A 15,123-nucleotide genomic window follows, 5' to 3' on the forward strand; every position below is an offset into this window, starting at 1 on the left:
CCACCGGTCAGATTGGCGCCAACCATGAGTATTCTTGTTGCTTTCCGAACTCGTCCTTTCAGCCCTGACTGATGTGATCCTTGCCTGCGAGCTGTTTTTTCTCGCCGGCCTGAGCCTGCGTCCGGGCATTCAGACCTTCTCACCTGCCTGGATCTGGAGCCTGACACTTGCATTGATCGGGCTTGCCTCGATGCTGGGTGCCATTGACCACGGGTTCTTCGAAACAATCGGTCACGAAGCGCACCGTCCGCTTGTGATCGCAACGCGCATCGTCATCGTTCTGGGCAGTCTCAGCATGATCGTCGCGGCCAGCTTTCAGTATCTGTCCTCGCCGCTGCGCCAGGGATTTGTGGCTGCCGGCGTCCTGGGCGCACTCTGGCCGGTCTTCATGATCCTGACTTCCGACGATTTTCTGTCCGTGATCCTCTATTATTCCATCGGCCTGATATTCCTGCTGGTGCTGAGCGTTGTCCGGTTCCGCCAGAACAAGGGAACGCTGCCGATGATCGCCGGCATTCTCCTCACGCTGGGTGTATCAGCGATGATCCCGATGCAGAGCCCGGGGTTCTGGGGTCTTGGCCTCTATGGAAGCTATCACGTCCTGCTGATGCCGATCGTCGTGCTTCTGTATTTCGGCGGCCGCTGGTTCAGGACCGCGAGGTAGGGTAACCCCATGCGCACGGCTTCCATCCCCGTTGAAGAAAAGGTCCAGGAAACGGAAGATCTTGAAACGATCTTTCATCGGATGACGGAGTTCATGCCGGAGCGGGTCGCCGATGCGGTGCGGGCGGCCTCGCGCAGGGTGCCGGTCCCAGCGCATCAGGACGTCATCGTCGAGGGCGAGACAAGCGACGGGCTCTACATCGTTCTCGAAGGCACCTTCGGCATCTATCGCAAGGGTGACGGCACGGCCTCGGACCACCGTGTTGCGGAAATTGGGCCGGGACAGCCTTTCGGCGAAATGGCGCTTCTCGACGGTGAACCACGCTCGGCAACCGTGCGTGCTGAAACAGCCGGTGCCGTGCTTGAAATCGAGCCGGAGCGGATCCTCGAACTGGCCGATGGCGAAGCCAGACTTGCAGAATTCAAGGGGGCTCTGGCATCCTTCGTGACACGGCGCATGCGCGCCTCCACACAAGAGCATGTCGCAGCCCTGCAGCGTGAACTGGACCTCCGGAACGAACAGCAGCAGTTCGGCAAGTTTTTCGTCTATTCGCTGATCATGATGTCCATCGGCACGCTGGTGAACAACGTCCTGGCGCGGACGATCGTCAACGTGGACGTCTATACCGAAGTCTTCGCCTGGCAGTATCTCGCCATCCTGATGGTGCCAAGCCTCTTTGTCATCCGGCACATGGGCATTTCGATTTCGGCGCTCGGACTGACAACCGTCGGCCTGAAGAAATCCCTGATCGAGGGCGCGATCATTTCGGTCGGGCTTTGTATCTTTGCCTGGGGACTGGCGGCAGTGCTCAAATATTTCGACGCGCTGCCCGGCAAACCACTGCCCTTCAACCTGCTGGGAACACTGAGCTACTTTCTTCACAGCGCCTTGCAGGAAATCATCGCCAGGGGCTTTCTGCAGTCTTCCTTCCAGCGTTTCCTGGGAGACCAGGGCAAATGGCGGTCGGTCCTTCTCGCCTCGGTGCTGTTCGGAATGTTCCACCTTCATTTCGGCATTCCGGCCGTGCTGATGACAATCGGCACCGGATTTATCTTCGGCTGGATCTACATCAGGCATCAGAACATCGCCGGTGTAATCCTGATTCACTACATGATGGGTGTCGCGGCCTTCAATACAGGCTTGATCTGAGACGCAAGCCTAAGCTAGTGCTGCTTGCTCGACCCTATCGTTGAAGGTTGGAACGACATGATTGCCCGTGACTATTTCATACCGCGACCAGCCATCTACTATCGCGATTTCTGCTTTTATCTGGCGCTTTTTGTCGTTGGGTTTGCGTGGGGTCTGAACGCCTCCTGGCCGATGGTTATCCTGCCCTGGCTGCTCGCGACATTCGGCCTGCACCGCGCAGGACTTTTCTGCCACGAAATCGTACACATCAAGGACGAGAAGCTGCGCGGTTTCCGGGCCCTCTACACCTGGACCGTGGCGCTCATCGTGATGGTTCCGCCGCTACGGTTTCAACTGCCGCATCTGGCCCATCATCGGCTCGGCATTTTCGGAACGCCCGAGGATCCGCAATACCCGCTCGTGCGCGGCAATGCGTTTGCCATGGCCATGGTTCTGCTCGTGATCCCCTTTGTGGTGCCCTTTACCAACCTTCTGATGACGGTGACCGCCGCGCTCGGTGCGTTCCGGGTCGAAGCTGCGCTCGATCGCTGGGCGACGGAGAAGCTCGGCTTTTCGCTCAGCTCCGCCCTGACACCGGAACAGCAGGCCGAAGTGACCCGGCACGCCCGGGTTACGCTCGCGCTCTTCATTGCGGCAATCATCTTCTTCCCCGCGGCGCTGCCTTTCTATTATGCCGTCCTGGTTCTGGGCTGGGCGCTTTTGACCGCGCGTATCCCGCTGGAACATGAACTGGAACGCCTGGCCGAAACCTCCGGACGGGAAGACCAGATGATCGACAGCTTCACGATCGAGTCTCCGCTGGCCCTGATCGTGCAGCCGGTCGGCTTCCGCTTTCATACGGCGCATCACATGTATCCCGGGGTGCCCTATCACAATCTGCCCGCGCTCCACGAGGAGCTGAAGCGCACCATTCCCGAGTACCGGGACAGCATCATTTCGCTTTGGACCGCGATCAGCGGACCCAAACGCCGTCCTGCAAATTCTCTTCATTGATTTAGAAAGCCCGCCAATGAAAGACGTTATCCGCCAGCTCGCAGAAGCCATGTCTGCGGCCTCTCCCGATGCGCAGTTCGAGGTCCGATACTGGGACGGAACCGGCTTCTCCATCGGGACCGAGCCAGAGTTCATTCTGCATTTCAAGAACGAGCGGGCTCTCTCCAGGGTGCTTTCGGATGCCTTCATGGGCTTTGGCGAGAGCTACATGCTGGGCGACATCGAGGTGGAAGGCGACATCAAGAAGCTCTTCTACCTGGGCTTTGCCATTGATTTCGCGGAACGGCCCATGTCGTTGATGCTGCGGATCAAACTGGCCTTTCACTTCCTGCGCGCACGCAACACCATTGCCCGCTCGCGCGAGAACATTTCCTTCAGCTACGACATCGGCAACGATTTTTACGAGATCCTGCTCGGAAAGGGCATGATCTACACCTGTGCCTATTTCACCTCGCCCGACAACACGCTGGATGAAGCACAGAACAATAAGCTGGAACTGGTTTGCCGCAAGCTGTGCCTGAAGCCGGGTGAACATGTTGCCGATCTCGGTTGCGGCTGGGGCGGGTTCCTGATGTATGCCGCCGAAAACTACGGCATCACGGGCGTAGGCTTCACCATTTCGGCAGAACAGCGCGACTATGCGATTCAGAAGATCGCCGAGCGCGGCCTCTCCGACAAGATCGAGATCCGCCTGCAGGACGCTCGCGAAGCGGACGGCCTTTACGACAAGGTTGCCTCGATCGGCATGGTCGAACACATGGGCAATGCCCAGATCGCACCGGTCTTCGAACGGATCGCACACATTCTCAAGCCGCAGGGCCTTGCTTTCGTCCACACGATCGGCAACGAAATCCCCCGGCCGATCGACCCCTGGATCGACAAATACATCTTCCCGGGAACTCAGGCATCGCCGCTGACGACCATGGTCGAGGCTGCCGGCAACAATGATCTCTACATGATCGACCTTGAGAACATCCGGCTGCACTATCCACCGACGGTCAAATACTGGCTCGCCAATTTCGACGCCAATATCGACCGTATCCGCGAAATGTATGACGACACCTTCGTCAGAAGCTTCCGTCTGTATCTGGAAGTCGCAAGTTCCTCCTTCAGCTGGGGCGACAACCGGCTTTACCATCTGCTGATGACCAGGGGCCTGAAAAACGATGTCCCGATGACCCGGGAGCATCTGGTCCTGCCGAAGTCCGGCACTTCCCCGGCCGGTACATCTTCAGAAGGTGGTGCATGACGGAACCCGTCCATGTGGCAGTGATCTATACGGACGCAGGCGGTGGCCACAGGGCCAGCGCCTTCGCCCTGAAAGCATGCCTCGAAGGGTCCGGCAGATACCGGGTCAGCCTGATAAATCCCTATACCTCGCTGATCCCGCATCTCGACCTCTTCAGCCGCTTCGGATCACGCACAGGCGAGAATATCTACAACGAGGTCATCTTGCGTCAGGGACGTACCGGCCTCACCTGCTGGCTGTTTTATGCAGCCTTGCGTCTGAACTACGTCTTCTGCGAACCGCCGGCCATCAGTATTCTTTCCCGGCATTTCGAGGACATTCGCCCGGACATCGTGCTGTCGGTCATGCCGCTCGGCAACCGGGTGATGCTGGAGGCGCTGAAACGCTACCGCGCTGGCATAACGGAAGGCCCGCTGCCGGAAGGCGCCGTGATGATCACGGACTGGGCAGAGTTGGCGAAAGGTGTCTGGTTTCCCAATCGGGCCGACTACCACGCAATTTGTGGTACGCAGGACGCCCTGCGGAATGCCGAAAAGCTTCCGAAACTTGCCGGCAAGATCCATGCGATGGGCGGCTTGCTGATCCGGCCGGAATTCACCGACCCCACCCAACGCTCCAGCCGGGAAGCGCTGAATCTCGATCCTTCCAGACCTGTCGTGACCGTGCTCTATGGTGCCCAGGGCAGCATGCGCATGATCGAACTGGCAACCGCGATGCGCGACATTCCGCATAACGCCCAGGTGGTGTTTCTTTGCGGCCGGAACGAAGCGCTTGCCGATCAGCTGCGCGCCATGGACCTGCCGTTTCCGGTCCAGGTTCTCGGGTTTACCGACAGGGTCGCCCAGTATCTTTCCGCCAGCGATCTCTTCATCGGCAAGCCGGGTCCGGGCAGCACCAGCGAAGCCATGGCACTTGGCGTATCCATGCTGCTCGACAAGAGCCTGGCGCTGCCGCAGGAAGCTGCGGTCCTGCGCCACGTGACGAAGACGGGAGCCGGACTGGCCTTTTCGACGTCCTCCGATTTCAGCGAGAGTTTCAAGGCGGCCATGTCCGCCATCGAGAGCGGCCAGGCGCGGCAACCGGTTGCCGCCAACACATCGCCCGCCGACATTCTTGAGATCATGGACCGCATCGCCGCTTCCCGTGTTCCGGCAGCTGGCTCCTTGCAACCGGTCGGTGAATTGCCGCACGCCCGGCACGTGTCCAGAGCCTGAGCGATGCCTGAGGACGACCAGGGCCCCGCGACGGGTGGCAGCCGCCCTCAAGAGCACACCCTGAAGATCAGGGTCGTCTACAATCCCCGCACAGGCTGCAAGCGCGAGAAGCGTTTCAAGGCGGTATTGGCGCTACTCGAGGCACACGGTCACACGTGCGAAATCCTGATCACGACGAAGGCGGGCGATGCCGCCGGTTTCGTTCGGGAAACCACATCAGACGACGCCGATATCCTGGCAATCGCCGGCGGCGATGGCACGATCAACGATGCAATCCAGGGAGCCGGCCCGCAGACGCCACCCCTGGGGCTCATACCGCTCGGCACGGCGAATGTGCTGGCGCACGAGCTCGGCATCGGCACGGATCCACACCGGATTGCAAACTGCCTTGTGGAAGCGCGCATCCTTAAGGTCCGGCCAGGCCAGGTCAACGGGCACCGCTTCATGATGATGGCCGGCATCGGGCTGGACGCGCAGGTGGTTTCGGATCTCAGCCGCGCCACCAAGACCCGCTTCGGCAAGGCCGCCTATCTGATCGAAGTTTTCCGGACACTGCGGCGATGGTCCTGCCCGCCGGTGGACGTCCGACTGGACGGTGAGCCCGAAAAGGCAGCGACGCTGATCGTCAGCCGTGGCAAACGGTATGGCGGGACATTTGTCCTCGCACCGAATTGCGACCTCGCCAACGCGTCTTTTTGCGCAACGATATTTCCTCCAGGCAGCGCTCTGTCTGTCTTCGGACGCTTTCTGCTGATACCGGCAGGCCTGCTCCTGCGGCTTGGTCTCGTTGCCCAACAGCCAGCCAGAACAGTAGAAATCCTAGCCCCCCTGGGCGACCCGATACAGGCCGACGGCGATATCGTCGCGCATGCCCCTGCGCAGATCTCGGTTTGCGAGCAGCCGATACGCCTGTGCGTCCCGATGTCCCGGCGATAACACGAGCCTGGAAGATCAATCTTCGCTTTCCAGCCCGGCAAGATGGGCCAGCCGGCGGCATGCGCTCATCCAGTCGAAGTCTTCGCGCGCGGCAATGGGCGGCTCCGGCACAGTCGTCAACGCATACTCCAGCGCCTCGAGAGCCCCTTCCAGTTCGGTGTAGAAATGGGCGTTGGGATAGGCCTTGTAGGGAAGGTTGCCCGGACAGTCCGGCAGGATGACATGTCGGCCGGCAACCAGCGCATCGGCGGTTGCCGTGCACAGGATTTCGCTGCGCGAAGGGTTCACCATGACGCGGTATCGTCCGATATCGGACCAGAACCGCCGGTTCGGTCCGAAGAACCGTAAATCCGCGCCTTCCTCTCGTGCGAAGGTGCGAAACTCTGCTTCATCGCGCCCTCCGCCAATGACATCGATGGGCCGTTTTGCACGGGCCGCGATGCGGGCAAGGTCGTCCAGGCCTTTTTCCCAGAGGAAAGCTCCGAGAAAATAGATCCCTTCGGTTTCCTGCGTAACGAGAGGCACCTGCGCGTAACCGGGCATGACACCGGTCACCCGTTCCACAGGCATTGTGATGCCCGGCAGGGTGAGGGCGGGCGACAGGCTGAGGGGCAGATCGATGCGCAGGCGCAGGGCGCGGCCGTGAAGAAAGGACACCAGCCGGGCGAGGCTGTTTGGAAACGGCAGCCCGGACATGCGGATGTAGGTTTCATAATCCGTCATGCTGAGACCGATCGTCTTGTCCGCCCGGATGCCTCTGCGCCCGGTCGTTACCGGATACCAGCACAGATGCTCCGGCTCGCTCGCGATAAGGCACCGGGCCGGCGGCGCGGCGCGGTAGACGTCTTCCATCGGCACGATCGACCCCATGCCTGCCACAAACCTTGCCCGATAAGGCCGGCATTCCGGAAATTTGTAGGGTCCGAAGGCTTCAAGTTCCGTCTGGAGCCAGTCGACCTGCTCGTCAAAATCGACGAAACGGGTCTCGCCCCACAGCCGTTGTTGTGAAACCTCATCCAGCCAGGGAAGAACATAGACAACCCGATAGCCAAGCGTTGCCAACCCGCAGGCGTGCCACAGCGAGATGAAGGATGGTCCGGTCATCCACGGCAGGGCGGCACTCGTCAGAACCGCAAAGTCATGGATCTCTTGACCTTTGGTACGTTCGCCAGACAGGGGCACTTGTCTCCAGTTTCAACAGCCAGAACCACGGGCAACGATCGGCCAGTGCCCTGAAGCGAAGGAGGCGGCAGGCTGGCGCGAGACACCAGAACACATGATTCTCCCCCCGAGACAATCCACCATCGCAGGTCCGGAAAGCCAGACAGGCCAGAACGCTAACGCCCGATTCGGCCTGTATTTTCCACAAGACGCCTGGCACGCCAAATGGTGAGGCCTTGTCACAAACGCGCGAATGAGGCCGTCTAAGACGAAAGTCACCCGCTCGTGACTTTCGGTTGAGTGCTCCATTGCATATTTTAGGGGCAATCGAACAAGGAATTGAGCCAAATGGTGGGATCGTTTTCCCGGAAGGCCGGCAAGGCCCTCCGCACCGCGCTTATTGTAACCGGCGGAATAGTTGCCTTGGCCGCGCCAGTCAACGGCGCGCAGGCGCAACCCGAAAAAGTCATCGAACTGTTTACCAGCCAGGGCTGCTCCTCGTGCCCGCCGGCCGATCGGCTGGCGGAAAAGCTGGTGCAGGAAGATAACAACGTCCTGACCATGGTGATGCCCGTCGACTACTGGGATTATCTCGGCTGGAAGGACACGCTGGCAAGTCCCGTCAACTCGCAGCGTCAGCGGGCCTATGCCGCGCGGCGCGGCGACCGGTCGGTCTACACCCCGCAAATGGTGATCAACGGCGAGGAACACGTCGTCGGTAGCCGCGAAGGCGATGTAAGGGCCGCGCTGGCACGTACCGACCCCTTTACCGCGACAATCGACCTGAAGATTACCGACATGGTCGTACAGGCAACGGTGAAAGGCTCCCTGCCCAAGGGCTTCAACATGGCGACCGTCTATTTCCTGCGCATGCAGGATGAAGCCCTCGTTGATATCGGTCGTGGTGAAAACGCGGGCCGCAAGGTGCGTTACGTCAACGTGGTGCGCAATCTGCAGCCGATGGGGATGTGGTCCGGCGGCCAGGAGACATTCCGCATGCCAAAGTCCAAACTGATGCTGAAAGGCGACGCCCGCTGCGCAGTTGTCGTGCAGCTTGAAAATCCCGACGGCCCCGGCCGGATCATCGGCGCGGCAACCATGAACAAGAGCGGCGGTCTGTGAACCGCCGCTGTGGTGTGGCCAAATATCAATTCCCTCTGAAAAACGAGCCCACCGGCCTCGAAGCCGGGTTGTAACCCCCGAGAAAACTGCTACCCCTTGCCCCGTTCGACCCGCCTCGGGATCGTAAACGCCCAAAGCAAGGGCAATTTGCGAAACGCAGTGGCCGGTCAGGTTCTCTGCTTTGCCGGCGTCTGGTGAAGCAAATCGGTCCTGGGGGAACGCATGAAGTTGAAGCGCAGGCTTCAGATAGCCTTTTTGAGCATCGTTTTCGGCGTGGTCGTTCTCGGTCTCAAGATCGGCGCCTACCTGTTGACCGGCTCAATAGCGCTTTATTCAGACGCGTTGGAAACGACGGTCAATATCGCGTCCGCTATCGCTACGCTTGCAGCCGTCTGGTTCGCCGCCAAACCCGCCGACAGCAACCACCCCTACGGCCACGACAAGGTTGAGTATTTCGCGGCGGTTCTCGTCGGTGTGATGATCGTGCTTGCCGCCCTGTCGATTTTCCGCGCGGCTTGGCTCGGCTTCATCAGTGGCGACAGTCCGGAATATTCGCCAGCCGGTATCGGCATGAACCTGCTTGCCGCCGTCATCAACGGCGCCTGGGCGCGGTACCTGATGAGATATGGCAAACACGCAAGATCACCTGCCCTTGTTGCGGACGGCAAGCATCTGATGACCGATGTGGTCAGCTCCGTCGGGGTTCTGGGCGGTGTTGTGCTGGTGATGCTCACCGGCTGGAAAGTCATGGATCCCGCGCTTGCGGTTCTTGTCGGCCTGACGGTGCTCTGGTCCGGCTGGGGTCTCGTCAAGGAATCCGTCGGCGGACTGATGGACGAAGCCGCCTCGCACGACACATTGGACAAGATCCGTGTTCTGATTTCCGAACATGGCGAAGGCGCCCTGGAGGCACACGACCTGCGCACTCGCATTGCCGGCAAATCCACCTTCATCGATTTTCACCTGGTGGTGCCGGGCGAAATGTCCGTCGACAAGGCACATGAGATCTGCGACCGGATCGAGATTGCCATTGTCGAAGATGTCCCCGGAGCCCGGATCACCATTCACGTCGAACCGGAACACAAGGCCAAGCATTCCGGCATTGTGGTGCTCTAGAGGGTGGCCCGAACCCTCTGGTCTTAAAAATAGTAGGGATAACCGCGCATGAGCGAGGCGTTGTTATACTCGAAGACACCGGAGGTCTGGTCGCCCAGCCCACCGCAAACCCGCTTGCCACCACCGATGGCGCGGCAGAGATGCCGAAGCAGGTGCCCGCCGGCGCGCCCCTCCGCGATCGAACAGGCATTGAGGGAAAGGACGCCGCCAGGGCGGATATACTGGCCCAGCGTTCTCCAGAAGTTCTCCATCCCGGAACTGTGCGACACCATCCCGACCGGACTGGCCGCCGTGAATCCGCCTACGCAGTCTGCATCCAGAAGGGTCACCTGACCGGGAACGCCGCTGTGAAAGACCAGCTCGACCACGCCGAAGCCACCCGATGGCGCGTTTTGAACCAGATGACCCAGAATTTCATCGGTCGAGGAATAGCTGTAACCGGAATGCGCGGCCATATATCCCCGCGTCAAAAAATCAAGCTCACCATTATAAAGGAGTATCCGTGTCATATCGCGCCCCCCGGCACCAAATGTGCAACATGGCTTTCAGGATGAAGAAAGTCTCGTAATACCGCGAAATATTGCCTGAAGAACTGCCCCCTGTCACTCAAGGGACAGGATAGGGGTAAAAACAACTTCCAGAACGCCCCCTCCTAAAATGGCAGCACTTTCGGAACGCTACGTCATCGGACGAGGTCTTTTCCGGCCCGGCCAACCAGCCTGTCTCCCGCCGGCGGCACCTGCAGGCAGACCGAATTGCGTCTTGCCCTCGCCCGTCACAATCCATAATACTCTGCACCCGGCGATCCTCGCCGCCGTCTCACCGACGGGTCTGAACCGGGCATTTGCTCACTGCGGAACTGTCTTGGCGCCTGCCCCGGCAACGTCGAGATTTCCCCGCTCCGTCCCCGCAGCACGCCCCGGTTACTTCGGAACGATTTGAGGAACCAGTCTCATATGCCCAACTGGCGGCGCTGGCAGGCCCAGCTTCTTGATCATCTGATCCTGATCGGCGGCGCGCTTGTGATGACGCTGCCTGTCTATTCGATCTTCGCCGCAACCACCCATGAGGGCGGAAAGGTTCGGCCAAGGCTCGATCTGGGCAGTGGCACGCTGGAAAACTACGGACACTTTCTGCAGACTGGCGCCGGCTTTTCCGGTGACGTCACAGCATTGTCGATGATGTGGAATTCCTTCCTGCTGGGCGCTGGATTTGCGACCCTGAAGGTCGTTCTGTCCCTCATGACAGCCTATGCACTGATCTATTTTCGGGTTCGCTTTGCCAGCGCCATCTTCGCCGTGCTTCTGCTGACCCTGTTGCTGCCTCTGGAATCCCGGTTCCTGCCGACCTATGCCGTGACCGTCGAACTTGGCCTCGTCAACACGCGTGCGGGCCTCATCCTGCCGCTGGTCGCCTCCGGCCTTGGGACGCTGTTCTTCCGCCAGTTCCTGATGACGGTTCCGGATGCGCTGCTGGAATCCGCCAGGATCGACGGCGCTGGTCCGCTGAAGTTCTTCAAGGACATTCTGGTTCCCCTGTCGGCGCCGACGGCGGCGGCCCTGTTTCTGGTCCTCTTCGTCAACGGCTGGAACCAGTATCTGTGGCCGGTAATGGTCACTTCGGAGGAAAGCACCTACACCTTGGTGCGCGGCATGCAGTTTTTCGGCAATTCCAGCCTGCGCGGACTGATGCTGGCGGTACTCGCGTTCGTGCCTCCGGCCCTGCTTGTCATATTGTTTCAACGACAAGTCGTTAAAGGCCTGTTCGACGGCTCACACTGACGACATCCGGCATTGAAACCGGCGGTCCCTGCCCCAATTTTTCCGGAACGACCCGAAAGGCACCTCATCCATGGCATTTGAAGCGATCCTGTTCGACTGTGACGGCGTTCTGGTCGATTCGGAAATCATCTATGTCGATGTCGAACGCGAACATCTGGCCCGGATCGGCCTGAAGTACGAGCTTCATGAGTATATGGACCGGTTCCAGGGCCTGGGCAGTACGGATTTCTGGGCGGCGCTCGACGCGGATTACCAGACCCTTGGCAAGGGACCGCTGCCTGAAACATTCGGACCGGATCTGGACGCTGCCACCCAGGCGCGGATCGACCGCGAACTGGCGGAAATCAAGGGCATCAAACAGCTGCTGGCAGCCCATGATGGCCCACGTGCCGTCGCCTCCTCCTCCCGCCTGCACCGGCTGACCCACAAGCTTCAGCACACAGGGCTCTTCCCTTATTTCGAGCCGCATATCTATTCAGGCGAGCAGGTTACCAACGGCAAACCCGCGCCCGATCTGTTTTTGTTCGCGGCGGATAAGCTGGGTGTGGACCCGAAAGCCGCGCTTGTCGTGGAAGACAGTGTCAACGGCGTGAAGGCGGGCCTTGCCGCCGGCATGACGGTTTGGGGTTTTGTCGGCGGCGGTCATTGTCACGATGGCCACGCGGAACAGCTGCTTGCCGCCGGTGCACATCGGGTTGTCGACAGCCATGACAACCTGGCCGCTCTGCTGATCAGTGAAAGCACAGCAGCCTGAGGCTGTTTTGGGCTGATCCAAAAATCTGACAGAACCCGAATGCTCCTGAGAGATCCGCGCGCCGTTACCCGGCGCGCGGCAGGCCATTCTAGCGCCCGAGATCGTGTTCCGGATTTGCGCTGATCTTGTGGATCGAAAGATCCGCTCCGCGGTGCTCGTCTTCCTGAGATAGCCTCAGACCCATCGTCGTTTTCAGGATACCGTAGACGGCAAGACCCGCCCCAAGGGCGTAGACCGCCCCCAGAACCGTACCGATAACCTGCGAAACGGGAGACACACCGCCAAGGCCGCCCAGGGCCTCGAGCCCGAAGAAACCAGCGGCGATACCACCCCACGCTCCGCAGATGCCATGCAGCGGCCAGACACCCAGAACGTCGTCGATTTTCAGCTTGTTCTGGCAGATCTCGAAACCGATTACGAAGACACCGCCGGCGACACCCCCGACAATCAGGCTGCCGATCGGGTGCATGACGTCTGAACCGGCACAGACGGCAACGAGACCGGCCAGCGCACCGTTGTGCACGAAGCCCGGATCATTCCGGCCGACGACCAGCGCCACGAGAATGCCGCCAACCATGGCCATCAACGAGTTGATCGCCACAAGACCGGAAATGCTCTCAAGAGAGGCAGCCGTCATCACGTTGAAACCGAACCAGCCGACACAAAGCATCCAGGATCCCATGGCGAGCCAGGGCAGCGATGAGGGCGGAATACCGATGGGACGGCCGTTGCTGTCGTAACGGCCCATGCGGGCACCCAACAGCAGAACGGCGCCGAGCGCGATCCAGCCGCCGACCGCATGCACCACCACAGAGCCTGCAAAGTCATGGAACGGCGCGCCGAAGGTCGCTTCCAACCAGCCCTGGAACCCGAAATTGCCGTTCCAGACCAAACCCTCGAACAACGGATAGACGATACCGACCAGGGCAACGGTGGCCAGGCATTGCGGCCAGAACTTCATGCGTTCCGCGATGCCGCCGGAGATGATCGCCGGAATTGCGGCGGCAAATGTTGTGAGGAAGAAGAACTTCACCAGGCTCAGACCCTGAAGTTCGAAGCCTTCACCACCACCTGACAAGGTCGCCGCGTTCACCAGGAACGTGGTGCCGTAGGCAACCGCATATCCGACGAAGAAATACGCCACTGTCGACAGGGCAAAGTCGACAAGGATTTTTACCAGCGCGTTGACCTGGTTCTTTTGACGGACGGTGCCGACTTCCAGAAAAGCGAAGCCGCCGTGCATGGCGAAAACGAGAATAGCTCCCACAAGGACGAAAAAGACGTCCGCCCCGACCCCGGTTTCATTCATTTTGACCCCCAGATAGGCAATTTGCCGTTTGTTTTTGCGTTTCGGAACGCACAGGATTCAAACTGCATGCCAAACGGGCAAAAGCTCAAAAAAGACCCGGAAATCAGCCGATTTTTTAATCGAAACCTTTGGAGACCCCACCAAAGGGAACGTGCGGATCGATTATTTTGTAATCATTCGCAATTTTTTTAGGCAAAACATAAACTCAGGCAACCAGCCAAAAAAAGAGCCCGGGGTTGCCCCCGGGCTTTCCAAGTTTGCGGTCTGAGCCAATAGACCGCCTGGGAGATTTTTGTCGGCGCCGCCTTAGAGGCGGCCGGAGCCGGTTCCGAATTCCGGATAGGCTTCCACACCGATTTCGACCTTGTCGAGACCAAGGGCCTCTTCTTCCTCGGACACCCGGATACCCATGGTGGCCTTGAGGACGAACCAGATCACCGAGCTTACGACCAGGGTGAACGCACCGATGGAAACGATACCGATCAGCTGGGTGACGTAGGAAGCGTCGGAGTTGGACAGCGGTACGATGAGCGTGCCCCAGATACCTGCCAGCAGGTGAACCGGGATGGCGCCAACGACGTCGTCGATTTTCAGCTTGTCGAGCATCGGAACCGCGAAGACCACGATCACGCCACCGACACCGCCGACGAAGACGGAAACCCACACGCTCGGGGCAAGCGGTTCTGCGGTGATGGCAACCAGACCTGCCAGAGCGCCGTTCAGAGCCATGGTCACGTCGACCTTCTTGTAGAGGATCTGGGTGAGAACAACCGCGACGACGACACCGGCAGCAGCAGCCATGTTGGTGTTGGCGAAGATGCGGGAGATGTCGGAGACGTCACCGATGGAACCCATGGCAAGCTGGGACGCACCGTTGAAGCCAAACCAACCCAGCCACAGGATGAACGTGCCGAGGGTTGCGAGCGGCATGGAGGAACCCGGGAACGGGTGCACGGAGCCATCCGCACCATACTTGCCTTTACGGGCACCGAGGATAACCGCACCGGCCAGAGCAGCCCAGCCACCGACGGAGTGAACGAGAGTGGAACCGGCAAAGTCGGAGAACTCAGCGCCGCCGATAGCCTTCACGGCTTCGCCGTTGAGCCAGCCGCCGCCCCATTCCCAGGAACCGGTGATCGGGTAGATGATGCCCGTCAGGACAACGGTGAAAGCCAGGAAAGGCCACAGTTTGATGCGCTCGGCGAGCGTACCGGACACGATCGACGCGGTGGTCGCACAGAAGACCATCTGGAAGAACCAGTCGGACGCCGTGGAGTAACCGGTGTCGAGTGCGTCGCCGCCGACGGCATCAAACGCGTAAGGGCCGAAGGAACCCATGAAACCGCCGTCAACGCCGGTGTACATCAGGTTGTAGCCGGTGATCCAGAACATCAGGCCAGCGATGGCGTAGAGCGTAATGTTCTTCAGGCACTGCATCGAAACGTTCTTGGAGCGGACGAGACCAGCTTCAAGCATTGCAAAGCCGGCGGCCATCCACATGACCAGGAAACCACCGATGAGGAACAGCAGCGTATTGAAGATATAGGCAACCTCGGGAGAGACTGCGGCTGGAGCTGCAGCGGCAGCCTCGGTATCCTGCGCAAGCACCGGCAGAGCCGTAAGGCTCAGCAGAGCCAGCGCCGTCGCGCCCTTAGCGACTAGTTTTTTCATGATA

At 59.9% G+C, this 15,123-nt stretch carries 14 protein-coding genes; 10 read left to right on the forward strand and 4 right to left on the reverse strand.

Annotation, left to right across the window (positions count from 1 at the left end; genetic code table 11):
• Positions 1–34: 34 nt before the first annotated feature.
• The 6 genes from ACVDG9_RS24105 to ACVDG9_RS24130 are packed head-to-tail and all read left to right on the forward strand — an operon-like array spanning position 35 to position 6,205.
• The gene (locus ACVDG9_RS24105) at positions 35–664 is read left to right on the forward strand and encodes a DUF6962 family protein (RefSeq protein ID WP_447239179.1); all 630 of its coding nucleotides are present in this window, start codon (positions 35–37) and stop codon (positions 662–664) included.
• A gap of 9 nt (positions 665–673) precedes the next feature.
• A complete protein-coding gene (locus tag ACVDG9_RS24110) occupies positions 674–1,813 on the forward strand; it encodes a cyclic nucleotide-binding domain-containing protein (RefSeq protein WP_023002737.1) in 1,140 nt (379 codons plus the stop codon).
• A 24-nt stretch (positions 1,814–1,837) separates the two neighbouring features.
• Positions 1,838–2,806, forward strand: a complete 969-nt coding sequence (locus ACVDG9_RS24115) for a fatty acid desaturase family protein (protein WP_447239180.1) — start codon at positions 1,838–1,840, stop codon at positions 2,804–2,806.
• Between the two features lie 16 nt (positions 2,807–2,822).
• On the forward strand, positions 2,823–4,055 hold the full coding sequence (locus ACVDG9_RS24120) for an SAM-dependent methyltransferase (protein WP_023002735.1): 1,233 nt from the start codon (positions 2,823–2,825) through the stop codon (positions 4,053–4,055).
• A complete protein-coding gene (locus ACVDG9_RS24125) occupies positions 4,052–5,269 on the forward strand; it encodes a glycosyltransferase (RefSeq protein ID WP_447239181.1) in 1,218 nt (405 codons plus the stop codon). The genes ACVDG9_RS24120 and ACVDG9_RS24125 overlap by 4 nt, the downstream gene beginning before the upstream one ends.
• A 3-nt stretch (positions 5,270–5,272) precedes the next feature.
• Positions 5,273–6,205 (forward strand): diacylglycerol/lipid kinase family protein, encoded by a 933-nt coding sequence (locus ACVDG9_RS24130; protein ID WP_447239182.1) that lies wholly within the window; start codon positions 5,273–5,275, stop codon positions 6,203–6,205.
• A gap of 15 nt (positions 6,206–6,220) precedes the next feature.
• On the opposite strand, the gene ACVDG9_RS24135 is transcribed toward ACVDG9_RS24130, so the two are convergent.
• On the reverse strand, positions 6,221–7,387 hold the full coding sequence (locus ACVDG9_RS24135) for a hypothetical protein (protein WP_447239183.1): 1,167 nt from the start codon (positions 7,385–7,387) through the stop codon (positions 6,221–6,223).
• Positions 7,388–7,789: 402 nt separating this feature from the next.
• Between ACVDG9_RS24135 and ACVDG9_RS24140 the strand changes: the two genes are divergently transcribed.
• The gene (locus ACVDG9_RS24140; RefSeq protein WP_447239184.1) at positions 7,790–8,488 is read left to right on the forward strand and encodes a DUF1223 domain-containing protein; all 699 of its coding nucleotides are present in this window, start codon (positions 7,790–7,792) and stop codon (positions 8,486–8,488) included.
• A gap of 228 nt (positions 8,489–8,716) precedes the next feature.
• Complete coding sequence (locus ACVDG9_RS24145; protein ID WP_035907938.1) at positions 8,717–9,604, forward strand: cation diffusion facilitator family transporter; 888 nt, start codon at positions 8,717–8,719, stop codon at positions 9,602–9,604.
• Positions 9,605–9,627: 23 nt separating this feature from the next.
• Here ACVDG9_RS24145 and ACVDG9_RS24150 read toward each other — a convergent pair whose 3' ends face one another.
• Entirely contained in the window at positions 9,628–10,113 is a 486-nt protein-coding gene (locus tag ACVDG9_RS24150) for a hypothetical protein (protein ID WP_023002729.1), read from the reverse strand.
• A gap of 447 nt (positions 10,114–10,560) precedes the next feature.
• On the opposite strand from ACVDG9_RS24150, the gene ACVDG9_RS24155 reads away from it, so the two are divergent.
• Complete coding sequence (locus tag ACVDG9_RS24155; RefSeq protein ID WP_289807874.1) at positions 10,561–11,385, forward strand: carbohydrate ABC transporter permease; 825 nt, start codon at positions 10,561–10,563, stop codon at positions 11,383–11,385.
• Between the two features lie 70 nt (positions 11,386–11,455).
• The gene (locus ACVDG9_RS24160) at positions 11,456–12,139 is read left to right on the forward strand and encodes an HAD family hydrolase (protein ID WP_055659927.1); all 684 of its coding nucleotides are present in this window, start codon (positions 11,456–11,458) and stop codon (positions 12,137–12,139) included.
• Positions 12,140–12,227: 88 nt separating this feature from the next.
• On the opposite strand, the gene ACVDG9_RS24165 is transcribed toward ACVDG9_RS24160, so the two are convergent.
• A complete protein-coding gene (locus tag ACVDG9_RS24165; RefSeq protein WP_447239185.1) occupies positions 12,228–13,448 on the reverse strand; it encodes an ammonium transporter in 1,221 nt (406 codons plus the stop codon).
• A 306-nt stretch (positions 13,449–13,754) separates the two neighbouring features.
• Positions 13,755–15,119 carry an ammonium transporter AmtB gene (gene amtB / locus ACVDG9_RS24170; RefSeq protein WP_055659930.1) on the reverse strand — a complete coding sequence of 455 codons (1,365 nt, stop codon included), beginning with the start codon at positions 15,117–15,119 and terminating at the stop codon, positions 13,755–13,757.
• Positions 15,120–15,123: the final 4 nt, after the last annotated feature.

Source organism: Roseibium sp. RP-7 (assembly GCF_053005225.1).